This is a genomic window from Humibacillus xanthopallidus (assembly GCF_006717145.1).
Taxonomy (GTDB): domain Bacteria; phylum Actinomycetota; class Actinomycetes; order Actinomycetales; family Dermatophilaceae; genus Humibacillus; species Humibacillus xanthopallidus.
Window position 1 is genome coordinate 1341016 of record NZ_VFQF01000001.1, and the last position, 22462, is coordinate 1363477.

The window sequence follows — 22462 nt, forward strand, 5'->3', positions numbered from 1 at the left end:
GACCTGCCCGTATGCCGGCCAGCCGGCATACGGGCACCCGGCGACCACCGCGCCCACCGCCCTCAGGGGTCGGCGGGCGTCGGCTCACGGAACGCGGTGGGTCCACCCCGGGGTCGAGAACTTCGTGTCGACGAGGCGCTGCGCCTCGGCGAGCTCGGCGTCCGTGTAGTCGGTGAGCCGGGTGCGGTGCCGTGCCGCGAAGGACGCCGTGAAGGCGTCGAGGATGGCCTCGCGCGACAGGCCGGTCTGCGACCGCATCGGGTCGACCCGCTTGTTGGCCGAGCGGTGGCCCTTGTCGCTCATCTTCTCGCGCCCGATGCGCAGCACCTCGAGCATCTTGTCGGCGTCGATGTCGTAGCTCATCGTCACGTGGTGCAGCACCGTGCCGTCGGCATAACGCTTCTGGGCGGCCCCGCCGATCTTGCCCTGGTCGCTCGCGATGTCGTTGAGCGGCACGAAGTGCGCCGCGACGCCGACGTCGGCGAGCGCCCCGATGACCCAGTCGTCGAGGAAGGAGTAGGACCGCTCGAAGCTCAGCCCCTCGACGAGCGAGCCGGGCACGACGAGGGAGTAGGTGATGCAGTTGCCCGGCTCCATGAACATCGCGCCGCCGCCCGAGACCCGGCGCACGACGTCGAAGCCGTGGCGCTCGGCGCCCTCGGGGTCGACCTCGTTGCGCACGGACTGGAAGGAGCCGATGACGACCAGAGGGCTGTCCCAGTCCCAGAAGCGCAGTGTCGGTGGCCGCTCCCCGGAGCCGACCTCGCGGGCGATGACCTCGTCGAGCGCGACGTGCACGGCCGGGTGCAGCACCCGCGCCGGGATGACGTCGAAGGCGTGGTCGTGCCAGCCGGTCGCCTTGCCGAGGGCGCGCCGCACGGCGATGCCGACCGCCTCGGGAGTGAACCCGATGAGCGCCACCTCGGGGCCAAGCGCCCCCTGGATGGCCGAGGCGAGCTGCTCGACCCCCGCGTCGACGGGCATGCCGCGCAGGGCGGCGTTGATGTCGCCGAGCGCCTCGTCCGGCTCAAGGAAGAAGTCGCCCGACACGCTGACCTCGCCGAGCCTCCCCCCGTCGACCTCGAGGTCGACTGCCACGAGCTTGCCTCCGGGAACCTTGTACTCACCACGCATGCCAACCACAACACGCCACGCGTCTCAGGTATGCCGCGTGGCGGGGCTCGCCGCTATGGCCGCCAGCCCGTCTCGTCGGCCCACGCCTGCGCGCGCAGCCAGGCCTCGTCGAACCACGGCTCCTTCGCCTCGACGTAGGCGTCGGTGTCGTCGTCGATGGCCAGCAGGCGACGCTTCTCGGCTGCGTAGGCCTCACGCTCCGCCGGAACGTGCACCAGCCAGTCACGGAAGAGCAGCGCGAATCGCCAACCGGGAGAGCCGAACTCGCGCACGTGGACGTGCACGACCTGGGCGGGGTCGCAGCAGCCGTAGAAGCGCTTGCCCCACGCCGCCGGGTCGGTGCCCGGCTTGGGGGTGTCACCTGAGTTGCCCTGGGAGAGAATGTAACCCGCATCGCGCATCGACTCGCTGAAATCGTCGCGGTCAGCCTCAGCCAGGTGCCGCACGCCGACCTGCACGTCGATGACGTCCTTGGCGAGCAGGCCCGGCACGGCGGTCGACCCGATGTGCGAGACCTCCGTGGCCACCCCGCTCGGCGCGAGCGCCGCCGCGAGCTTGGCGACGACGCGCTCACCCCGCCGCCCCCAGTCCTCCCTCGGCTCCACGACCGCTCCCCGCCCCGCGCGACGGGTGCGTGTGCCGTCGCGGAGGTTGGCGGCATACGGCTCGATGCGCTCGCGCCACACGAGGTCGACGCTGCCGGCCAGCTGCTCGGGCGTGCCGCTGTTGTCGATGAGCACGTCGGCGACGGCCCGCCGCTCGCCGTCGCTCGCCTGGGCGGCGATCCGGGCCCGCGCGTCGCTCTCGGGGAGGCCGCGCTGCTCGACGAGGCGCCGCACCCGGGTGTCGGCATCGACGTCGACGACGAGGGTGAGGTGCTCGTGCACCCAGAGCCCGCGCTCGACGAGCAGCGGCATGTCGAAGACGGACACTCCCTCAGCAGGTGCCTGGCGTCGCAGCGTCGTGACCCGGTCGGTGATGGCCGGCGTCGTGATCGCCTCGAGGGCACGGAGCGCGTCGCGGTCACCGAAGACGATGGCGGCCAGTCGCGCTCGGTCGAGGGTGCCGTCCTCGCGGATCACGTCCGGGCCGAAATGCTGCCGGATGAGGCGAAGGGCCTCCGTGCCAGGCTCGACGACCTCGCGGGCGACGGCGTCGGCATCGACGACGTGGGCGCCGAGGGCACGCAGACGCGCGGCGACGCTCGACTTGCCCGAGCCGATGCCTCCGGTGAGCCCGACGCGCAGCACGGCGTCAGTCGGCCATCCGCGGCGGGAAGCCGCCACGCGCGACAGGGCCCCAGCGGGTGGGCGTGATGCGCAGCAGCGACTTTCCCTGGTCGCGCATCGCCTGGCGGTACTCGTCCCAGTCCGGGTGCTCGCCCGAGATCGAACGGAAGTAGTCGACGAGCGGCTCGATCGCGTCGGGCAGGTCGATGACCTCGCAGTCGCCGTCGACCTGGACCCACTCACCGCCGAAGTCGTCGGAGAGCACGAGCACCGACACCTCGGACCGGCGGCGCGCATTCGCCGTCTTGGCGCGCTCGGGGTAGGTCGAGATGACGATGCGGCCCTGCTCGTCGACGCCACCCGTGACGGGTGAGGCCTGGGGGCGACCGTCGGAGCGAGCTGTCATGAGCACCATCGAGTGACGCGGGCGGACGAAGTCGAGCAGCGCTTCGCGGTCGACGCTGGTGGTGGTGGCGATCTGCCGGGGCACGGGCTACTCCTCGAGATCTGGGCTGACGGAGGCGGCGGGTGCGGCGCCCGCGCTGGCGCTGCGGAACGTCGCGACGAGCGCCTCGGCCAGCCAAGCGGCATACATCTCGTGTGTCCAGCCGCACCGGCGCACGAAGCGGTCGTAGATCTCGGGCGCGGTCACCGCCCAGACGATGTCGATGAAGCGGGCGCGGTCGAGATCGGGAGGGAGGCCGTGGACTCGCTCCATCGCGGCGAGCACGTTGGAGTTGCCGGTGCGGCGCTCCTGCTCGATCGTCGCGACGAAGTCCTGCAGGCCGGCGTCGTTGCCGGCACCCTGGGCGAGCAGGACGCCGAGGAGCGGGCCGGTGCGCTCGTAGATGGTGGCGCAGAGGGACGCGTAGGCCCGCAGGAACGCCTCACGGTCGGGTGCGGAGGACATCGCCTTGAACTCGGGGCGGTCCGGCATCGCGATGGGCTCGTCGTCGCCGACGAGCGTGACGTCGTAGACCGCCTTGACGACGGCCGCCTTGCCGCCGATGGCGTTGTAGACGGTCTGGGCGCTGACCCCGGCGGCTGCGGCGAGGCCGCTCACCGACGTGGCGTGGTAGCCGTCGCGCAGGAGCATGTCACCGGCCGCGTCGATGATCCGACGGCGGGTGGCCTGCGCGGCCTCGGCCCTCGAGCTCATGTCGTACGCCCGATCAGTTGACATCGGTGCCCTTCGACTGGATGATGACGTTCGCTGGAACGGCGTTCCAGCGAATGGGTGGGCGCAGGGGTTCCCACCCCTTCGCCCCACCCGTCGGTCTCGTCGTCGACAGCGGCGACCTGCCCACCGGACGAGTGTGTCACGAACGCCTAACCGGTTCCGCCCGCAGGGGTGCAGGAGGGGTGACGAGGGTCCGGACCACGAGTCCGGACCCTCGTCACCGGCCACCGTCGCGCGGGTCCGGCCGTCGCGCGGAACCCACCCGGACCACGTCAGCCAGCGCGGCTGCGGCCCGGTCGGGGTAGTCGGTGACGAGCCCGTCGACCCCCGCCTCGACGAGGGCACGCATCGTGCCGGGGTCGTTGACCGTCCACGGGAGCACCCCCAGCCCGAGCTCGCGGGCCCGGGACACGAAGGCCTCGTCGACGAGGACGTGCTCGGGCGAGACGACGTGGGCACCGACGGCAGCCGCACCCGCGCACACGTCGATGTGGGTCTCGCTCACCTGCACGCTGCCGGTCCAGGGACTGCCCGGCACCCACGTGACGCCCGCCTCGACGAGGGCCGACCGGGCAACCGAGGGCGCGAGGTCGCGTGAGATCTCGAGCACCGCCCAGTCGAAGGAGTGCACGAAGCTCTGGCTCTCGAGCCCTGCCTCACGCAGGCACTGGAGCACCTTCTCGACGAGGAGTCGCCGGCTCGCGACCTCCGTCGGCTCGGTGGGGTCGACCTTGAGCTCGACCGTCCACCAGACGTCGGACGGGTGCGGGGCCGCCAGCGCCAGCACCTCGGCGAGCGTCGCGATGCGGGCTCCGGTGGCGGGTCGCTGGTCGGGAAACCCCTCGAGCGTCTGCCTGCCGACGTCGACGGAGCGCAGCTGCTCGAGCGTCAGGTCTGAGACCCGCGACCCGATCAGTCCCGGGGTCTCGGACCACGCCTTGTGCGGCAGCAGCACCGCGTCGTGCCAGACGACGACCTCACCGTCAGCCGAGAGGCGCACGTCGAGCTCGATCCCCGACACACCGGCCTCGTAGGCCGCCCTGAAGCTCTCGAGGGTGTTCTCGACGACGAGTCCCTTCGCGCCGCGATGGCCCTGCACGTCGAAGCCTCGAGCGGTCCATCGCCGGATAGGGTCGTCAGCCGCCGCCGAGTCCATGTCACGAGCCTACGGCCACCGCCTCTCGACGGTGGGGGTGGGCACGCCGCACGGCCGGTGCCACATCGGTGAAGAAGCGCTCGACGCTGCGACGTGCGACCGCCTCGGGCAGGCCCGGCACCTCGAGCGAGATGCCGGACAGCTCGTGACCGAAGGCCTCGTGGTAGCGCCCGATCTTGTCGACGACCTGCTCCGGTGAGCCGATGAGCGCCGAGCTGTCGAGCGCGTACTCCTCGACCGTCGTGAAGGGCAGCTGGTTGTGCCTGGCGCCCGGCGAGTCGCGGAAGGCGTCGAAGGCCGGGCGGTAGAGGCGAAGTGCCTCCTGGCTCGTGTCGGCCACGAGGAGGCCGAGGAAGCCCGCCGCCACGACGGCCTCGCCCGGGTCGCGGCCGTAGGCCTCCCAGCGCTCGCGGTAGTGGCGGACGAGGGCGGCATACCGCTCCATCGGCGCGAACCCGTTGGCCGAGAAGATCAGGTCACCCCAGCGCGCCGCGAGCTCGGTCGACTCCGTGGAGCTCGCGGAGCCGTGCCAGACGGGAATCGGCTGCTGGAGCGGCCGGGGCTGGGTCGTGGCGCGGACCAGCGGTGGGCGGAAGCGGCCGCTCCACGTCACCTCCTCGTCGCGCCAGAGACGGCGGAGCAGCTCGTACTTCTCCGCGTTGCGCGCCCACTGACCGTCGAGGTCGTAGCCGAAGAGGGCGTTCTGGTCAGGGTCGTTGCCCTTGCCGATGACGACGTCGAGGCGTCCGTTGCTCAGGTGGTCGAGCGTGGCGTAGTCCTCCGCCACCCGCACAGGGTCGAGGAGCGACAGCACCGTCACCGTCGTCATGAGCCGGATTCGGGTCGTGTGGGCGGCGAGGTGGGCCAGCACGACCGGGGGTGAGGAGGAGACGAAGCGCTGCGCGTGCCGCTCTCCGACCCCGAAGACGTCGAAGCCGAGCTGCTCGGCCCACCTCACCTGGTCGACGAGGTGGGTGAAGGTCTCGTGCTGCGACCCGCCCCGACCCGTCACCGGGTCGGGGCTCGTGTCGAGCAGCGTGTAGGTGGCGAACCTCATGCAGGTGCCCGCTCCCCCGCCGTGACGGCGAGGTCGAGCCGGTTGTGCGCCGGTGGGGCCGGGCAGGTGCCGTGGTCCGTGAAGGCGAAGGGGAGGTTGACGGTGCGGTTGAAGTCGACGACGACGTTGCCGTCGGCGTCCGGCGCCGTCGTGGTGACGGTCCGCCAGCGCGCCGTCGACACACCGTTCGTCGTGTCGTGGAACAGCAGGCCGAGACCCTCGCCGTGGGACACGGCATCGAGGCGATGCCGCTCCCCCGCGATGTCGACGTCGACGGCGCCCACGAGACGAGCCTGCTGGACGAGGTCCGCCCGCGCCGTGCGCACGTCGACGACGCGGGGCGCCGACGCGGGCACGAAACGGCCCGGCCGCACCCACGCCGGGTCGTGCTTGAAGGTCGGCACGCCGGTGAAGTCGCGCAGGGTCGTGGCGCGCGGGTCCCGCACCCGGACCGCGAGCCGCCCACCCCTGCGGAGCAGCTCGACGACGCGTTCGTCGTGACGGACCCAGAGCAGCGAGGCTCCCTCAGCCACGTCAGCCGCCACGGATCCGGCGACCGGTTCGTCGTCGACCACGAGGCGATCCTCCGGGTTCGCCGCCACGTGGGCCCCGTCGTCGTCGGCCCACCACGTGCCGGGCAGGTCGGCAACGGATGCCGGTCCGTCGGTCAGCCACGCGAAGCCCGTGAGGGAGAGCCAGCCGTGTTCCTGGGCGAGGTCGGCCTCGCGGGAGGAGCGCCAGGCGAGCCACTCCTCGTGCGTGCTCATGCGACGGCCTCCCGCTTCTGCGCGTTCGCCCGGGCCTCGCGGCGGGCCACCTCGTCGCGCACCAACGGGATGACGTGCCGCCCGAAGTCGACCGCGTCGTCGTAGAGGTCGTAGCCACGCGCGGAGAAGATGCGCACGCCGAGGTCGTAGTAGTCGAGCAGCGCGGCCGCGATGGTCTCGGGACTGCCGACGAGCGCGGTGGAGTTGCCGCCGCCGCCGGTGGCCGCCGCGGTCGCGGTCCACAGGGCACGGTCGTGCCGCTCCCCGGACCCGGCCGCGGCGAGGAGCCGCTGGGAGCCGGCGTTCTCAGGCTGCCCGGCCGTGCGGAGGCGGCCTCGCGGCGCCTGCGCCCCCTCGGCCTGTCGCGCCTCGATCGCCGCCAGGGTGCGCTCCGCCTTGCGCCAGGCGAGCTCGTCGGTCTCGGCGATGATGGGTCGGAAGGCGACCTGGATCGTCGGGAGCGGGCGCCCCGCGTCAGCCGCGGCGACGCGGATCGTCTCGATCTGCTCCGCCGTGCCGGCGAGGGGCTCGCCCCACAGGGCGAAGACGTCGGCCTCCGCCGCGCCGACCGCGTATGCCGCCGGGCTCGATCCGCCGAACGAGATCCTCGGGCGCGGGCTCTGCAGCGGCTTGATGTCCGAGAGGAAGCCCTCGAACCGGTAGTGCTCCCCGGCGAAGTCGAAGGGCTCGTCACTCGTCCAGGCCTGCTTGAGGACCTGGATGAACTCGCGGGTCCGGGCATAGCGGGCGTCCTTGTCGAGGTGGTCGCCCTCGGCCGCCTGGTCGGCGGTGCTACCACCCGTGATGACGTGCACCTCGAACCGGCCGTTGCTGATGTGGTCGAGGGTCGCGAACGTCTTGGCCGTCAGGGTCGGGTAGGCCGTGTTGGGTCGGTGGGCGACCACGAGGTTGAGCCGCTCCGTGTGCGCGGCGATGTGGGCCGCCACCTGTGCCGGGTCGGGCGAGCCCGAGTGGTAGGCGAAGAGGATGCGGTCCCAGCCGTTGTCCTCGTGGGCACGGGCGAGCTTGGTGGCGTAGGCGAGGTCGAGCGGGCCGCCGCTGCGGGGTCCGGTCTCGGTGCCGTCATGGTTGGCGGCGATGCCCAGGAACTCAACTGACACGTCGGTGGTCCTTGTCTCTCGGAGGGGTCGTGCGGGTGGTCGTGCGGGTGGTCGTGCTGGTGGTCGTGCGGGAGGGGGGTGCCACGGCGCGCAGGTGTCCGGCGTCACCGGAGCGGGCGAGCGGTGTGCGCAGCAGGTCGGCGGCCACGGCGTCGTTCTGCCGCAGCCCGGGACCGCCGAAGCCCGGTCGTGAGAAGCCGCCGGCGCCCGCCGAGCCCGACACCGCCGGGCCGAGCAGGAAGCGGCGCGGGTGCACGCTCCCGTCCGCCCGCACGGCGCGACCGCGTGCGTCGGCGACGAGCTGCCCGCTGCCGAGCGGCGTGCCGTCGGCCGCGACGACCGGCCGTGACCGCAGCTCGCCGGTCGCGAGCAGTCCGGCGACGAGCGGGTCGTTGACGAGGGCGCTGTCCGGCCGGGGCAGGCGGGCCTCGACGGCGGCTCGGGCCCGCACGACGCGGTGGCCAGAGCGGGCCACGAAGCGGCCGTCCTCGACCCCGAGCGTCAGGTCCGGGCCGACGAAGCGCACGACGCCGGCGCGGTGAAGGGCGAGCAGCTCGGCCAGACGGCGCGGAGGCGGGCCGCTCGCGAGGAACGAGAACAACCCGTGGAAGTCACCCTCGACGCGGCGCACACGGTCCTCGTCGAGGAGGCGCCCCGTGACGACGAGGTCGGCCAGGGCGGCATACACCCCGAGGAGGGTGTCGAAGACCGCCCGGTCGCTCGAGCGGGCGGGGTCGGCACGGCGTCGCAGGTCGTGCTCCACGTGCTCGACCACCCGAGCCTCGACCTCGTCAGCCGGTGTCGAGCCACTGACGAGAGGAGCGAGCGGGCGGTCGATGAGCGCGATGTCGAAGACGTCGGTGGGGTCGAGCAGGTGGGGGGCCGCAGCGTCGACGAGACCACTCCCGGTGACGTCGGTGACGGTCAGGGCACGCTCGAGGTCCTCGACGGTGCCCCGGGTCCGCTCGGGGTGGGCCTCGAAGAGCCGGCGGTAGTGCGCCACCGCGAGCTCGAGCACGACGAGCGGCCACACCTGGGTGCGGTAGTCGAGGGCCGACCTGCCGTCCCCGAGGGAGCCGAGCCGCTCACGGGTCAGGTGCCGCAGCGGAGCCGGACCGCTGCCCGAGTCGCGGATCTCGTAGCCGAGCTTGGCGTGGTAGGGCACGCCGCGGCGTGAGCCGACGTGCAGCACGGGCTCCTTGCCGCTCGGGTGGTAGGTGAGCGCGGCACCGTCGCCGGAGAAGCGGCCACCCCGGCCCTCACCGAGGAGCACCACGAGGTCGACGAACGCCAGCCCCATGCCCCGCACGAGCACCGGCTCACCGGGCCGGAGCCCGGAGAGGTCGATGTCGGCGGTGTGCCCCGACGGGAGGTAGGTGAGCCCGGCCTCGTCGGCGGCATCGAGCAGTCGCTGCTCCTCGATGCCCGGCGCCTGCTCGAGGTAGCCCTGCGCGAGCACGACGAGGTCGGCCTCGACCGAGGAGCCCGTTGCGAGCTCGATGCGCTGGGCCGATCCGGACGAGTCTGCGAGGGAGTCCGCGGTGGAGTCCACGAGAGCGGTCGCGCGCGTGGCGTGGTGGTGCACCGTCACCCGGTCGGGCAGGCGCGCCGTCGCCCGCTCCCAGGCCCAGGAGAGGTAGCGCGCCTGGAGCACCCGAGGGGCGAAGGCCCGTGGGCCCGTCAACTCTCCACCGGCCGAGGTGGGGCGCGTCCACTGCGCCCACTCGGCGAGCGAGGGGCCCGGGTCGAGCGGCCCTTCGCACTGCACCGACTCGTCGGTGAAGACCGTGACGTCCTGCGCCTCGGAGTTCATCCAGAGCAGAGGTGACTGGGCGTCGCGCCAGATGCGGCCACCGCCCGGTGGGTGGGGGTCGATGACGTGCAGCTCGATCGCCTCACCGGAGGTCTGCTGCCGAAGCCGGCTGGCGAGCCGCTCGACGATGCCGAGCGTTCGCGGGCCGGCCCCGACGAAGGCGATCGAGCGCGCGCCGGTGGTGCGCGTCATGCGGCGCCCCAGTCCGCGTAGCGGACCACGTGAGCCGGCGCGAGGGTGACCGGGCTGCGCGACAGCTCCTTGTCGAAGGCGTGCGGTCCGACAGCCTCCGGGTCGGCATGCAGGTCGAAGGCCGGCAGGTAGCCGGCTGCGAGGTAGAGCGCCCGCGCCTCCGGCTGCCGGGGCCCGGTCGTGAGGTGGATTCGTCGGTAACCCAACGAGGTCGCGGCGCGCTCGAGCTCGGCCAGCACCCGACGCGCCAGACCCTGGCGGCGGTACTGGGCGTTGGTCCAGACCCGCTTCACCTCCGCGGTCTCGGCGTCGAGCCGACGGATCGCGCCACCGGCGATGGTCTGGCCACCACGGAGCACGACGATGAACGCGCCGTCCGGACCCTCGAAGTCGGCGAGCGGCACCTCGGTGAGCTGGGTGTGTGGTGTGTCGAGCCCGTAGCGCGTGCCGTACTCGACGACGAGGTCGTCGAGCAGCGGCGCTGCGACGTCGTCGTGCGGAGAGACCCGCAGCACGACGTCGTCGTCCTCGTCGACGGGCAGGACGTCCGAGCGGTGCCGGGCGAGGTGGGAGAGGAAGGACTCCGTGACCTGGTGAAGCGCGCGGGCCGCCCCCTCGGCGAGCAGCACTCCCCCGTCGGTGGGATAGACCGTGATGTCGGACGCGATGACGAACCAGCCCTGGGTGACGTGCTCCGCACCGAGCGAGACGAGCACGGGTCGCAAGGCGTAGTCGACGGCGAGCACGTGGGCGTTGCTGCCGCCGGTCGCGACCGGCAGGACCGTCTTGCCCCTCAGCGCGTACTGAGGGAGGAGGTCGAGCAGCAGCTTGAGCAGGCCCGTGTAGGCCGCCTTGTAGACCGGCGTGGTGACGACGACGGCGTCGGAGGCCTCGATCTGGGCGACGACGTCGGCGATGCGCGGGTCCGACGTGTCTGCCCGCACGAGGGCGCCGGCGGGCAGGTCGCGCAGCACGATCCGCCTCACCTCGTGGCCGCGGACGGCGAGCCGCCGCTCGATGTGACCGAGCACGGCATCGGTGCGCGAGGACGCGGACGGGCTCGAGGAGATGGTGACGATGGTGGCCATGTCAGCTCCTCACTTGGCTGCCGGCTTGGGCAGTCCGGCGGGGTTGACCTCCGACGCCGGCACTGCCTCGGTGGTGAGGCCCCAGCGGGCGAGCACCTTGCCGTAGGTGCCGTCCGCGATGGCGGCGTTGATGGCGGCCGAGATCGGACCCGCGAGTCCGCTTCCCTTCTTCGTCAGCACCCCGACCTTGCCCGGGATCGGGTAGCTCGACGAGACCGTGCCGACGATCTGCGTCTTGCCCGCCGTGACGACGTGGTAGGTCGCCGTGGGGTTCGGGCCGAGGTAGAGGTCGATGCGTCCCGAGTCGAGGGCGAGGTAGTACTCCGTCGTGCCCTGGTAGTAGACGAGCTCGGCGGGAGCGCGACCGGCCTTCTCGTTCGCCTCGTTCCAGCGCAGCAGGATCGCCTCCTGCAGGGTGCCGGAACCGACGGCCACCCGCTTGCCCGAGATGTCGGCCGGGCCCCGCACGACGAGTGCCGAGCCCTTCTTCGCCTCGAAGGCGTGCAGCCCCAGACGGTAGGTGGCGAAGTCGTACTTCTCCTTGCGCTCCTCCGAGACGCCGACGTTGGAGATGGCCACCTGGTACTTGCCGGAGTCGATGCCGATGAAGAGGTTCTCCCAGCTCGTCGTCTGCACGTCGGCCTGCAGGCCCAGGACGTCGGCGACGAGGTGGGCGACGTCGACCTCGACGCCGATCGGGGTCTTGTTGTCGTCTGCGGTGAAGGCGAGCGGGGGTATGCCGCCGCCTGCACCGCCGCTGCCGATGACGAGCCGGCCGCTCGCGCGGACCGCGGCCGGCAGCGTGGCAGCGATCTCCGGATGCGCGACCCCGGCGACCCGGGTGGCCGACGCCGACGTGTCGAACGACACGGGCAGGACCTTCGAGTCGCCGAGCGCCTTCGGGTCGACGGTGGGTGCGGCCGTCGGCCCCGGGTCGGCGCAGGCGCCGAGCAGTGCAGCCGCGACGATGATGCCGGCCGCGCCGAGCGCGGTGCGCCGGGTCGGGATCCGCGAGGTGCGAGAAGTGCTGGTAGTCATGATGATTCGTTCTCCTGGACGGTGCTCAGTGCGGTTGGGGCAGACATCGACTCGTCTTCAGCTGGTCTTGGGCAGGCCGGGAGGGTTGACCTCCGAGGTGGTCACGGCCTCGCTGGAGAGGTTCCAGCGGGCGAGGACCTTGGCATAGCTGCCGTCGGCGATGGCGGAGTTGATGGCCGCGGCATACGGCTTGGCGAGCCCGGAGCCCTTCTTGGTGAGCACGGCGATGAGGCCCTGAAGCGAGTCGCCGGCGCCGGAGAAGTGGCCGATGGCCTCGGTCTGGCCGGCGGTGCTCACGTGGTAGGCCACGCTGGGGTTGGGGCCGAAGTAGGCATCGATGCGACGCGACGCCAGCGCGAGGTAGTAGTCGGTCTGGGACTGGAAGTACTTCACCTCTGCCGGCGCGAGCCCGTCCTTGACGTTGGCCTCGTTCCAGTCGAGGAGGATCTTCTCCTGGTTGGTGCCCGACCCGACGGCGATCGTCTTGCCGGCGATGTCCTTGCGGCCCGTGACCCGCCAGGTGCCGCCCTTGGGCGCCTCGAACGCGAGGTCGTCCTTGCGGTAGGTCGCGAAGTCGTACTTCTCCTTGCGCTCCTCCGTGACGGTGACGTTGGTGAGCGCCACGTCGTAGCGACCGGAGTCGATGCCGAGGAAGACGTTCTCCCAGCTCGTCGCCGGGGTCTCGACCTTGAGGCCGAGCTTGTCGGCGAAGAGGTGCGCGAGGTCGACCTCGACGCCGATGACCGTCTTGTCGTCGTCGGCCGTGAAGACGAGCGGCGGGGTTCCGCCACCCGCGCCGGCGTTCGCTGCCGTGATGGTGCCGCGCACACGGATCGCCTGGGGCAGCAGGGCGGCCGCTGCCTCGTCCTTCGTCGCCGTGATGCGCTTCTGGTCCGGTGAGGTGTTGACGACTGGTGCGGCCGCGGCGGCGGACGGTGCCGCAGCGTTGCTCGCCTCGGCAGCCCCGGAGCAGGCGGTGAGCGCTACTGAGGTCACGAGGGCCAGGACGGTGACGGCATACGTCGTCGGGCGGCGGAGGGTGTGGGGGCGTGCGGACATGGGGACTCCTCTCGGCACCGGAGCGGTGCGAGTCATGGGTGTGGCCGTGCGGCCTGAGGGGTGGGGGGTGTGGGGTGGTGCTGGGTCAGAGGACGCGGTCGATGAAGGCGCGCGTGCGCTCGTGCACCGGGTGGTCGATGACCTGGCTCGGTGGGCCCTGCTCGACGACCCGGCCGGCGTCGAGGAAGACGACGGTGTCGGCAACCTCTCGGGCGAAACCGACCTCGTGCGTGACGACGACGAGGGTTGCGCCGTCTCGGGCGAGCTCCTTGATGACAGCGAGCACCTCGCCGACGAGCTCGGGGTCCAGGGCCGACGTCGGCTCGTCGAAGAGGATGACGTCGGGGTGTAGAGCGAGTGCCCGGGCGATGGCGACGCGCTGCTGCTGGCCACCGGACAGCTGTCGCGGATAGGCAGCGGCCTTGTCTCCCAACCCAACTCGCTCGAGAAGCTGCCGTGCCTCCGGCTCGACCTCGGACCGCTTGCGGCCCTGCGCCGACAGCGGGGCCTCGATGACGTTGTCGAGCACCGTCAGGTGCGGGAAGAGGTTGAACTGCTGGAAGACGAAGCCGATGCGGCTGCGCTGGCGAAGGATGTCGCGCTCGGGCAGCTCGTGCAGCCGGTCACCGACCTGGCGGTAGCCGATGAGCGTGCCACCCACCCTGACCTGGCCGCGGTCGACCTTCTCGAGGTGGTTAATGGTGCGCAGCAGGGTCGACTTGCCCGAGCCCGACGGCCCGAGGATCACCGTGACGGTGCCCTCCGCCAGCTCGAGGTCGACGCCGTCGAGCACCCGGTGGGGGCCGAACGACTTGGTGACGCCACGAAGGTCGACGACGGCGGTGCTCATCGCGCCACCTCCGCAGTCTCGCGGCGGGCTCGCAGCGCCAGACCGGCCCAGCGGGCGCGAACCTTCTGCACGGGGGTCGGCGGGAGGGCCCGGGCACTGCCCTTCGCGAAGTGCCTCTCGACGTAGTACTGCCCGATCGTCAGGAGCGTCGTGAGGATGATGTACCAGACCGTCGCGACGAGAAGCAGCGGGACGACACGCGAGTTGCGTCCATAGATCACCTGCACCTGGTAGAAGAGCTCCGGGATCGCGAGGACGGACACGATGGAGGTCCCCTTGAAGAGGCTGATCACCTCGTTCGCGGCGTTCGGCAGGATCGAGCGCATGGCCTGGGGCAGCACGATGCGGAAGAACTGCCGGTGCCGCGGGATGCCCAGGGCGGCAGCCGCCTCGCGCTGGCCCTCGTCGACGGAGAGGATGCCGCCGCGGATGATCTCTGCCGCGTAGGCCGCCTGGTGGAGGGCGAGCCCGAGCACTGCGGCACCCAGGGCGCCGAAGAGGTCGTTGGTCTGCACGCTGCCGAACGACGGACCGAACGGCAGCCCGAACGAGATCGTCTGGTAGAGGTAGGCGATGTTGAACCAGAAGAGCAGCTGCACGATGAGCGGGATGGAGCGGAAGGCCCAGATGTAGGCCCATGCCACCGTGCGCAGGAAAGCGTTGTGCGACAGGCGCATTGCGGCGAGCACGACCCCCAGGGCGAAGCCGGCGATCGTGCCGAGGACGGTGAGCTGGATCGTCGTCCCGAGAGCCCTGATGATCGTCTCGGTGGCGAAGTACTGGGCGAAGGTGGGCCAGTCCCAGCCGGGGTTGGTCGCGAGGCCGTTGACGAACATCGCCACGAGGATGAGCACGGCGACGACGCCGACCCACGTCCAGGGGTTGCGACGCGGGACGACGGTGAGTCCGGCGCCGGTGTCGTGCGCAGGGATACCGTGCGGACTGGACGGGTCCTCGCCGGCACGAGGCGTGGCGGCGGGTCCCGCGCCGTCGACCGGCGGGGAGTCCCCGACCGGTCGTGCGACAGAGGTGGTGGACACAGGTGTCTCCTTGGTGGTGGGTGCGTTCGGCGACCCGCCCGCGGGGAAGGTGCGGAACGGGGCCCGGGGGTCTACGAGGAGACCTCCGGAGGAGGGTGCGTGCTGCCCGGCCGTGACGGCCGGCGAGATCGTCAGGGACGACAGAGCGCGCTGGACACCCGGAGCAGGTCGACGTGACGACGAAGCACCAGGTGGGTGCCCGTGCTGCGCGTCATGCCCGCTCCTCGGTTCCTGGACCCGAGCACCTCGAGTCCGCGCTTGCCGGCGCCGAGACGGCGACGGCCAGGTATTCACCCGGAGCACCCCGCCGCGGAGGAGGGTTGCTGTCCAGCGAGCCGGGGCTTGGCACTGGAGCTCTTGACCTGTCGGCAACCCTAGAAGCGGCCTCACCGGCGGTCAAACGACGAAACGGGCCGCGCCGGGCATTGCCCGACGCGACCCGTGCTGTCGCATGATCCGCGAATCAATCTGTGCCGCAGTGGAATTCGCTGGCACACCGACCCGGGGCCGGAAGTCCAATTCCTATGTTCTGGGTCGGATATTGCCCTTGCGCCTTCTTGCATCCTGAGACGGAGAAAGCGAAGGAGCCCCGGACCACGAGGGTCCGGGGCTCCTTCGGAGCGGTGAGGCTCAGTTGCCGGTCAGCTTCTCACGGAGCGCGGCGAGCGCCTCGTCGGAAGCGAGCGTGCCCTCGACGGGGGCCGGCGCGCTGCGCTGGCTCCGGTCGGCACGGTCGGCGTCACCCGAGTCGGCGACGTCACCCGTGGCGGAGGAGTACGACGTCGACGTGCTGCCACCGGCAGCCGCCTCGGCGTCGGCCTTCGTCGCGGCGTCGACCTGGGCCTTGTGGGCCTCCCAGCGGGCGTGGGCCTCGGCGTACTGACGCTCCCACTTCTCGCGCTGGGTCTCGAAGCCCTCGAGCCACTCGTTCGTCTCCGGGTCGAAGCCCTCGGGGTACTTGTAGTTGCCGGCCTCGTCGTACTCGGCGGCCATGCCGTAGAGGGTCGGGTCGAACTCCGACACCGGCACGGACTGGTCGTTGGCCTGCTTGAGCGACAGCGAGATGCGACGACGCTCGAGGTCGATGTCGATGACCTTGACGAAGATCTCGTCGCCGACGTTGACGACCTGCTCCGGCAGCTCCACGTGGCGCTCGGCCAGCTCGGAGATGTGCACGAGGCCCTCGATGCCATCCTCGACGCGCACGAACGCACCGAAGGGGACGAGCTTGGTGACCTTGCCGGGGACGACCTGGCCGATGGCGTGCGTGCGAGCGAAGTGCTGCCACGGGTCCTCCTGCGTCGCCTTCAGCGACAGGGAGACACGCTCACGGTCCATGTCGACGTCGAGCACCTCGACGGTGACCTCGGTGCCGACCTCGACGACCTCGGACGGGTGGTCGATGTGCTTCCACGACAGCTCGGAGACGTGGACGAGACCGTCGACGCCGCCGAGGTCCACGAACGCACCGAAGTTGACGATGGAGGACACGACGCCCGAACGGACCTGGCCCTTCTGGAGCTCCTTGAGGAACGTCGTGCGCACCTCGGACTGCGTCTGCTCGAGCCAGGCACGGCGCGACAGGACCACGTTGTTGCGGTTCTTGTCGAGCTCGATGATCTTGGCCTCGATCTCCTTGCCGACGTACGGCTGGAGGTCGCGGACGCGGCGCATCTCGACGAGCGAGGCGGGCAGGAAGCCGCGCAGGCCGATGTCGAGGATGAGGCCACCCTTGACGACCTCGATGACGGTGCCGGTGACGACGCCGTCCTCCTCCTTGACCTTCTCGATCGTGCCCCAGGCGCGCTCGTACTGCGCACGCTTCTTAGACAGGATGAGGCGGCCTTCCTTGTCCTCCTTCTGGAGGACGAGGGCCTCGACCTCGTCACCGACCTTGACGATCTCGCCGGGGTCGACGTCGTGCTTGATGGACAGCTCGCGCGAGGGGATGACGCCCTCGGTCTTGTAGCCGATGTCGAGCAGGACCTCGTCCCGGTCGACCTTGACGATCACGCCCTCGACGATGTCGCCATCGTTGAAGTCCTTGATGGTGGCATCGATCGCCGCAAGGATGTCTTCCTGAGAGCCGATGTCGTTGATGGCAATCTCAGGCGCGGTCTTCTCGACCGTGTAGGCAGTCATGTAGTAGGAACTCCGATTGTGGACGGTTTGATTGGGGACGGCGCGGCGCGCGAGCATGGCTCGGCGCCCCGGCATCTTGTGGACTGGTGCAACAGTGTCGTGCGCACACGGATGTGCCCGGTAATCCTATCCGCGCTGTCAGCACCCGGTCAAAGAGAAGGACGTATGCCGTGAGCACGCCACCCGAGGTCACCCGGCGTGCCGCTCCCCCGGCAGAGACGGTCACGGCGAACCGCACCTGGTGGGACGACGAGGCAGCGGGCTACTACGTCGAGCACGGAGAGTTCCTCGGCGACACCGACTTCGTCTGGGGCCCGGAGCGCCTGCGCGAGGAGGAAGCGGCGCTGCTCGGTGATCCGCGCGGTCAGGTCGTGCTCGAGATCGGGGCCGGCTCCGGCCAGTGCTCCCGCTGGCTCGCGGCCCGTGGCGCGACCGTCGTCGCGACCGACCTGTCGGCCGGCATGGTGCTCGAGGGTCTCGAGGTCAACCAGCGGGTGCCGGCAGCGAACCGGGTGCCGTTCGTCCAGTGCGACGGCCGCGCCCTCCCCTTCCCCCGCGGCGTCTTCGACACGGTCTGCACGGCATACGGCGTCGTGCCTTTCGTCGGTGACTCCGACGTCGTGATGGCCGAGGCGGCCCGCGTGCTGCGACCCGGTGGGCAGTTCGTCTTCTCCACGACCCACCCGATGCGGTGGGCCTTCGCCGACGACCCTGGGCCTGACGGGCTCACGGTGCGACAGTCCTACTTCGACCGGACGCCCTACGTCGAGCAGGACGCCACCGGTGCGGCGACCTACGTCGAGCACCACCGCACCCTCGGCGACCGGGTGCGCGAGATCAGCGCGGCAGGGCTCGTGCTCGTCGACCTCGTCGAGCCGGAGTGGCCCGAGCACCACGAGGAGACGTGGGGTGCCTGGTCGCCCCTGCGCGGGCGTCTCTTCCCGGGCACGGCGGTCTACGTCTGCCGCAAACCGGCCTGAGCGGACCTCAGGGGCCCGGCTCAGGCGCCGGTGCGCTCGCGTCGGGTGCCGCCGTCGAGACCGAGACCGTCGACGCCCTCGACGTCGTCGGGGCCCCGCCTGCCGCGCGTGCTGGTCGTGCCGGGGTCCGTCGTCGCCGGGCGGCGGCCGATGAGCACGGCCCCGAGGACGATGAGCGCGAGCCCGGAGATGATGCCGACCCACATGAACGGACCGCCGATGAAGCCGAGCAGGCGGCCCTTCGAACCCCAGGTCTCGGCGTTGTCGCGCACGGTCTGGTCGGAGTAGCCGATCGTGCCCTTCGTCGTCGCGACGGTGCCGAGGGTGCTGATGAGCGACTTGTCGACCTGCTCCTGGCCCTTGATGATGACGCCGGTGTTGGGCTCGATCCACAGCGTGCGGGTGTTGCCGTAGCTCACCGTCGCCTGCACGTCAGCACCCGTGCCGCCGAAGACGGCTGCCGGCACCGTGCGCGCCGGGGGCACCTCGGTCGGCGGGATGACCTGCTGGAAGACATAGGTGTTCGTGCCGTCGATCTCCTCCTCCTTGACGAAGGAGATGTCGACCGCCTGGGAGAGGTCGCCGTCCCACCAGGGGTAGGTCTTCTTCTCGACCGCGAAGGGGAACTTGAAGAACAGCCCCTCGTGCTTCACCGGGACCATCTTCGTCGGGTCGTCGAGGTCGCCCGCGGAGCGCTCGTCGCGCGCGGCTCCGGTCGTCAGGCCGGTCCGGCGGTCGAAGGTCGCGATCTCCTGGCTGTAGGTCAGCGAGCCGACGCCGACGGCCTCGGATCTGACCCCGGTCTGCCAGACGGCCGTGGTGTCGCGCTCGGCCTCGGGCACGGCGCCCGGGATGCCGATGACCTGGCGCGTGCTGCGGATCGTCGCGTCCGTCAGCTGGTCGAAGTGGGACTTGCCCTGGTCGTCGCTCCAGACACGCAGCGTCGACATGTTCTTGCCCTCGGACACCGACGTCGAGCGCTGGTCGAGGGAGACCGTCGCGAGCTTGTCGTAGATGAGCGGCCGCGAGACCGCGCCGAGCACGAGGAGAGTGACGCCGAGGGCGAGGGCAACTGCTCCGAAAACACGACGCACGAAGGACTCCCGGTGATGGTGACGACGCTGTCAGATGGCGATGGTTACGCACGGGTAACCGCCGCTTCGGTGCGGACCCTATCAGCGTGTACGGTGAGCCGTCACCACAAGGGCGTGTCGGAGGATGAACAGGTATGGGGACCGAAGCAGGGGTGGCCGGCAGGCACCGTGCCGGCGATCTCGCGTCCGCCGGGAACGGCGACCCGGACGCGTCCCACGATCCGGCCCTCGACGAGCCCGGCGACGAGACAGGCGACGAGACAGGCGACGGGGCCCTCGACGAGCCCGGCGAGGCGCCGTGGCTGCTGCGTGACCCCCTCCGCGCCGTCGCGATCGTCCTGACCGTCATCGCCCTCGGCGTCCGCCTCAGCGTCGTCAAGGACAGCTTCTTCATCACCGACGACTTCATGCTGAGCGCCCGGGCGGTCGAGAACACCCTGGGCTGGGACTACCTCACCCGGGTGCACACGGGTCACTTCGAGCCCATCGGCTTCGCGACGATGTGGCTGCTCGCCCACCTGGCACCGCTCAACTGGACGGTCGCGGTCATCGTGCTCCTCGTGGGCCAGGTCGTGCTCGCCGCGCTCGTCTGGTCGCTGGTCGTCGAGCTCTTCGGGCGTCGCTGGCTCGTCCTGCTCCCCTACGGCATCTTCTGCCTCACCCCGCTCACCCTCCCAGCCTTCACGTGGCTGGCCGCCGCGATCATCTGGCTGCCCCTCATGATCGCCATCGCGGGAGGGCTGCGCTCGCACACCCGCTACGTGCGCCACGGCCGCACCCGCGACGCCGTGCTCGCCGTCGTGTGGCTCGTGGTCGGCCTCGCCAGCTTCGAGAAGATCGTCATCTTCCTGCCCTACCTCGTCTTCTTCACCCTCGCGATCACCCCGGGTGCGCGGCGCGGGCTGCGCTCGGTCTGGGCGCTCTTCAGGCGGACCGGGCCCGTGTGGATCGGCTACCTCGCGGCCTTCGCCCTCTACCTGGTGCTCTACCTGCCGGGTGTGCGCAGTGCCGGCAACGACTCCCCGGTCACGCCGCCGCCCGCCGGACCGCTCACCGACTTCGTCTACCTCAGCGTCTTCCGCACCTTCATCCCCGGCACCTTCGGCGGACCCTGGGACTGGCAGCCGACGAGCTACGCGCTCGCGATCGTCGACTCGCCGAGGGTGTTCGACTGGCTCATGTGGATCCTCGCGGCGGTCGTGCTCTGCGGGTCGCTGCTCGTGCGGCGCCACGTCGGGCGCTTCTGGCTGGCGCTCGCCGTCTACCTCCTCGGCTCGCTCGCGACCATCGCGGCCGGGCGCGTGGCCTACGGCGGCGCCATCGTGGCGCTCGAGACGCGCTACCTCGCCGACGCCACCGTGCCGCTCGTCGTGACCCTCGGGGCCTGCCTCATGCCCCTGCGCGACGAGAAGAACCCGTGGACCTCGACCGGCCGTGAGCTGATCGCTGCCGTGCCCCGCCGGGTCGCGGTGATCGCCGCCCTTGCGCTCGCCGCCCTCGTCACGGGCATCTCCTTCCACGCCATGGGCGGCTACGCGAGGTTCAGCACCGGCAACCCGGCCCGGGCCTTCGTCACCAACACGGTCTCCTCGCTCGAGCGCCTCCCCGCCGACGCCCGCGTCTGGGACACCGAGGTGCCGGGCGGCATCATCGGGCCGCTCTTCGCGCAGTACAACCTGACGAGCCGCTACCTCTCTCCGCTGCAGGACGCCCAGACCCGGGCCGACGCCCGCACCCGCCGCGCCTTCGTCAACCCCTACGTCCTCGCCCAGGACGGGTCGCTCGTCCCGATGGGGATGTCGGAGGTGGCGAGCTCCGTGCCGCGCACGGGCTGCTACACCTCGACGGGCAACACGATCGAGGTGCCCCTGACGCAGCGTGTCGCCGAATGGGGGTGGGCCGTCCGGCTCGGCTACCTCGCCGACCAGTCCACCGTCGCGAGCGTCTCGCTCGGCGACGACACCGTCTCGGTCCCCTTCACCAAGGGCCTCGGCCAGGTCTGGGCCTCCTTCGTCTCTGCCGGCGACCGGATCACGGTGAGCGGCATCTCCCCGGGCGTCAACTTCTGCATCGGTGACGCCCAGGTCGGCTTCCCGGCCCCGGCCCCCGCCTCATGACCCCGCCACCCGGCGCGCACCTCCCGCGCTTCCGGGCGCTCGACGGGCTGCGCCTCGTCGGAGCGCTGGCCGTGCTGACCACCCACGTCGGGTTCGAGAGCGGCGCAGCGCTGGAGGGCCGCTTCGCCGGCCTGCTCTCGCGGCTCGACGTCGGCGTCGCGCTCTTCTTCGTCGTCTCCGGCTTCCTGCTCTTCCGGCCGCACGCCATGGCGCACCTCCAGGGGCACCACCGACCCCGCCCGGCGGCATACCTCGTGCGGCGGGCTGCACGCATCCTCCCGGTGCTGTGGCTCGTCGTCGCCGCGGCGTGGCTGCTCGTGCGAGAGGACGCGCCGGTCGGCGACTACCTCGCCCACGCCTTCCTCGTGCAGATCTACGTCGGCACGCCGCAGACCGTGGGTCTCACCCAGCTGTGGAGCCTCTGCACCGAGGTCGCCTTCTACCTCGCCCTCCCCGTCGTCGCGGCGCTCGCCTGCCGTGGGCCCCGCGACCGCCGGTGGGTGCGGCGGATGAGCGTGGCCGGCGGCGTCCTCCTCCTCGTCGGGCCTGCGTGGATGGCTGTCGTCACGGTGCTGGGCCAGAGCCAGGCGCGCCTGTGGCTGCCCGGGTTCGTCGGCTGGTTCGGCCTCGGCATGCTGCTCGCTGTGTGGCACGCGGCGCGCACGACAGGAGTGCTGCCCGCCGGACGCCTCGACCGGCTCGCGGCCTACCCGGGCACCGTGTGGGGGCTGGCCGCGGCCCTCTTCGTCCTCGCGTCGACGCCCGTCGCCGGTCCGCTCGACCTCGCCGAGCCGACGCCGCTGCAGGCCGCCACCAAGTCGCTGCTGTATGCCGTCATCGGCGCGCTCGTCGTCCTGCCGACGGTGCTCGCCGTGCCTCCTGCCCCGGAGCCCACGGCGGTGCGGGCCCTGTCGGGGCGCGTCGGTGTGGGCCTCGGCCTCATCTCCTACGGCGTCTTCGCCTACCACGTGGTCATCCTCGAGCTCGTGAGCCGGGGGCTGGGGCTCGCGACCTTCGAAGGCGGCTTCTGGCAGCGCTGGCTGCTGACGGCGGCTCTCGCCGTCAGCGTCGCTGCGCTCAGCTACGTCGTGGTCGAGCGGCCGGTCATGCGCCGGGTCCGCACCATGCCCAGCCTCGGCAGGCGGCGTCCGTCGCCGAGCGCCACCCACAGCGACGCCGCGACACCGAGCCACACCCCCGCCTGAACGACGAGCGACTCGATGCCGAGCCGACCGCCCGGCCAGGGGTCGGTGGCCACGACAACGGCGGCAGCGACCGGGCCGAGCACGGCGAGCACGAGCAGGACCCGTCGCCGACGGCGACCGGCCGACCACCACACGACGGGGTCGGGCCGCTCATGACGTCCTGCCCCGGGCAGCAGCGCCACGAGCCCGACGACGAGCAG

At 71.4% G+C, this 22462-nt stretch carries 20 protein-coding genes and 1 riboswitch; of the genes, 3 read left to right on the forward strand and 17 right to left on the reverse strand.

Annotated elements, in window-relative coordinates; genetic code table 11:
• Window positions 1-84: 84 nt before the first annotated feature.
• The 16 genes from lplAB to rpsA all read right to left on the reverse strand — a co-directional run bounded on the left by lplAB (window position 85) and on the right by rpsA (window position 16866).
• A complete protein-coding gene (lplAB, locus tag FHX52_RS06030; protein WP_141820810.1) occupies window positions 85-1134 on the reverse strand; it encodes a lipoate-protein ligase LplAB in 1050 nt (349 codons plus the stop codon).
• A 53-nt stretch (window positions 1135-1187) separates the two neighbouring features.
• The gene (coaE, locus tag FHX52_RS06035) at window positions 1188-2384 is read right to left on the reverse strand and encodes a dephospho-CoA kinase (protein ID WP_141820812.1); all 1197 of its coding nucleotides are present in this window, start codon (window positions 2382-2384) and stop codon (window positions 1188-1190) included.
• Window positions 2385-2388: 4 nt separating this feature from the next.
• A complete protein-coding gene (locus FHX52_RS06040) occupies window positions 2389-2853 on the reverse strand; it encodes a PPOX class F420-dependent oxidoreductase (protein ID WP_141820814.1) in 465 nt (154 codons plus the stop codon).
• A 3-nt stretch (window positions 2854-2856) separates the two neighbouring features.
• The gene (locus FHX52_RS06045; RefSeq protein ID WP_221630502.1) at window positions 2857-3522 is read right to left on the reverse strand and encodes a TetR/AcrR family transcriptional regulator; all 666 of its coding nucleotides are present in this window, start codon (window positions 3520-3522) and stop codon (window positions 2857-2859) included.
• A 238-nt stretch (window positions 3523-3760) separates the two neighbouring features.
• Entirely contained in the window at window positions 3761-4699 is a 939-nt protein-coding gene (locus tag FHX52_RS06050; RefSeq protein WP_141820818.1) for a glycerophosphodiester phosphodiesterase family protein, read from the reverse strand.
• Window position 4700: 1 nt separating this feature from the next.
• A complete protein-coding gene (locus FHX52_RS06055; protein WP_141820820.1) occupies window positions 4701-5756 on the reverse strand; it encodes an LLM class flavin-dependent oxidoreductase in 1056 nt (351 codons plus the stop codon).
• Window positions 5753-6523, reverse strand: coding sequence for a DUF1684 domain-containing protein (locus FHX52_RS06060; protein ID WP_141820821.1), 771 nt, complete (start codon window positions 6521-6523; stop codon window positions 5753-5755). The genes FHX52_RS06055 and FHX52_RS06060 overlap by 4 nt, the downstream gene beginning before the upstream one ends.
• Window positions 6520-7644, reverse strand: a complete 1125-nt coding sequence (locus FHX52_RS06065) for an LLM class flavin-dependent oxidoreductase (RefSeq protein ID WP_141820823.1) — start codon at window positions 7642-7644, stop codon at window positions 6520-6522. Before FHX52_RS06065 ends, FHX52_RS06060 begins: the two co-directional genes overlap by 4 nt.
• Entirely contained in the window at window positions 7634-9649 is a 2016-nt protein-coding gene (locus FHX52_RS06070; RefSeq protein ID WP_141820825.1) for an FAD/NAD(P)-binding protein, read from the reverse strand. Before FHX52_RS06070 ends, FHX52_RS06065 begins: the two co-directional genes overlap by 11 nt.
• On the reverse strand, window positions 9646-10737 hold the full coding sequence (gene ssuE / locus FHX52_RS06075) for an NADPH-dependent FMN reductase (RefSeq protein ID WP_141820827.1): 1092 nt from the start codon (window positions 10735-10737) through the stop codon (window positions 9646-9648). Before ssuE ends, FHX52_RS06070 begins: the two co-directional genes overlap by 4 nt.
• 9 nt (window positions 10738-10746) lie before the next feature.
• On the reverse strand, window positions 10747-11775 hold the full coding sequence (locus FHX52_RS06080; RefSeq protein ID WP_246069629.1) for a transporter substrate-binding domain-containing protein: 1029 nt from the start codon (window positions 11773-11775) through the stop codon (window positions 10747-10749).
• 57 nt (window positions 11776-11832) lie between these two features.
• Window positions 11833-12834, reverse strand: coding sequence for an ABC transporter substrate-binding protein (locus FHX52_RS06085; RefSeq protein ID WP_185747098.1), 1002 nt, complete (start codon window positions 12832-12834; stop codon window positions 11833-11835).
• 85 nt (window positions 12835-12919) lie between these two features.
• A complete protein-coding gene (locus tag FHX52_RS06090; protein WP_141820831.1) occupies window positions 12920-13684 on the reverse strand; it encodes an amino acid ABC transporter ATP-binding protein in 765 nt (254 codons plus the stop codon).
• Window positions 13681-14724, reverse strand: coding sequence for an amino acid ABC transporter permease (locus FHX52_RS06095; RefSeq protein WP_221630504.1), 1044 nt, complete (start codon window positions 14722-14724; stop codon window positions 13681-13683). Before FHX52_RS06095 ends, FHX52_RS06090 begins: the two co-directional genes overlap by 4 nt.
• Before the next feature lie 131 nt (window positions 14725-14855).
• On the reverse strand, window positions 14856-14939 hold the full coding sequence (locus FHX52_RS24735; RefSeq protein ID WP_425460102.1) for a putative leader peptide: 84 nt from the start codon (window positions 14937-14939) through the stop codon (window positions 14856-14858).
• Window positions 14940-14973: 34 nt separating this feature from the next.
• A riboswitch (SAM riboswitch) is annotated at window positions 14974-15087 on the reverse strand.
• Window positions 15088-15354: 267 nt separating this feature from the next.
• On the reverse strand, window positions 15355-16866 hold the full coding sequence (rpsA, locus tag FHX52_RS06100; RefSeq protein WP_141820833.1) for a 30S ribosomal protein S1: 1512 nt from the start codon (window positions 16864-16866) through the stop codon (window positions 15355-15357).
• 170 nt (window positions 16867-17036) lie between these two features.
• On the opposite strand from rpsA, the gene FHX52_RS06105 reads away from it, so the two are divergent.
• Window positions 17037-17846 (forward strand): class I SAM-dependent methyltransferase, encoded by an 810-nt coding sequence (locus FHX52_RS06105; RefSeq protein WP_141820835.1) that lies wholly within the window; start codon window positions 17037-17039, stop codon window positions 17844-17846.
• 20 nt (window positions 17847-17866) lie between these two features.
• On the opposite strand, the gene pgfA is transcribed toward FHX52_RS06105, so the two are convergent.
• Window positions 17867-18940, reverse strand: a complete 1074-nt coding sequence (gene pgfA, locus FHX52_RS06110) for a cell envelope lipid trafficking protein PgfA (RefSeq protein ID WP_141820837.1) — start codon at window positions 18938-18940, stop codon at window positions 17867-17869.
• A gap of 134 nt (window positions 18941-19074) precedes the next feature.
• Here pgfA and FHX52_RS06115 point away from each other — a divergent pair, with 134 nt between their 5' ends.
• Window positions 19075-21057 carry a hypothetical protein gene (locus tag FHX52_RS06115; protein ID WP_141820839.1) on the forward strand — a complete coding sequence of 661 codons (1983 nt, stop codon included), beginning with the start codon at window positions 19075-19077 and terminating at the stop codon, window positions 21055-21057.
• Window positions 21054-22262 (forward strand): acyltransferase family protein, encoded by a 1209-nt coding sequence (locus tag FHX52_RS24260; RefSeq protein WP_141820841.1) that lies wholly within the window; start codon window positions 21054-21056, stop codon window positions 22260-22262. The genes FHX52_RS06115 and FHX52_RS24260 overlap by 4 nt, the downstream gene beginning before the upstream one ends.
• The last annotated feature ends 200 nt before the right edge of the window (window positions 22263-22462 follow it).

Excerpts from the sequence above, each read along its gene's own strand:
- FHX52_RS24735 (WP_425460102.1), bottom strand. The coding sequence starts at position 14,939 with ATGACGCGCAGCACGGGCACCCACCTGGTGCTTCGTCGTCACGTCGAC.
- FHX52_RS06055 (WP_141820820.1), bottom strand. The coding sequence starts at position 5,756 with ATGAGGTTCGCCACCTACACGCTGCTCGACACGAGCCCCGACCCGGTG.
- FHX52_RS06080 (WP_246069629.1), bottom strand. The coding sequence starts at position 11,775 with ATGACTACCAGCACTTCTCGCACCTCGCGGATCCCGACCCGGCGCACC.
- FHX52_RS06060 (WP_141820821.1), bottom strand. The coding sequence starts at position 6,523 with ATGAGCACGCACGAGGAGTGGCTCGCCTGGCGCTCCTCCCGCGAGGCC.
- FHX52_RS24260 (WP_141820841.1), top strand. The coding sequence starts at position 21,054 with ATGACCCCGCCACCCGGCGCGCACCTCCCGCGCTTCCGGGCGCTCGAC.
- lplAB (WP_141820810.1), bottom strand. The coding sequence starts at position 1,134 with ATGCGTGGTGAGTACAAGGTTCCCGGAGGCAAGCTCGTGGCAGTCGAC.
- FHX52_RS06090 (WP_141820831.1), bottom strand. The coding sequence starts at position 13,684 with ATGAGCACCGCCGTCGTCGACCTTCGTGGCGTCACCAAGTCGTTCGGC.
- FHX52_RS06115 (WP_141820839.1), top strand. The coding sequence starts at position 19,075 with ATGGGGACCGAAGCAGGGGTGGCCGGCAGGCACCGTGCCGGCGATCTC.
- FHX52_RS06070 (WP_141820825.1), bottom strand. The coding sequence starts at position 9,649 with ATGACGCGCACCACCGGCGCGCGCTCGATCGCCTTCGTCGGGGCCGGC.
- ssuE (WP_141820827.1), bottom strand. The coding sequence starts at position 10,737 with ATGGCCACCATCGTCACCATCTCCTCGAGCCCGTCCGCGTCCTCGCGC.
- FHX52_RS06085 (WP_185747098.1), bottom strand. The coding sequence starts at position 12,834 with ATGTCCGCACGCCCCCACACCCTCCGCCGCCCGACGACGTATGCCGTC.
- rpsA (WP_141820833.1), bottom strand. The coding sequence starts at position 16,866 with ATGACTGCCTACACGGTCGAGAAGACCGCGCCTGAGATTGCCATCAAC.
- FHX52_RS06050 (WP_141820818.1), bottom strand. The coding sequence starts at position 4,699 with ATGGACTCGGCGGCGGCTGACGACCCTATCCGGCGATGGACCGCTCGA.
- FHX52_RS06045 (WP_221630502.1), bottom strand. The coding sequence starts at position 3,522 with ATGAGCTCGAGGGCCGAGGCCGCGCAGGCCACCCGCCGTCGGATCATC.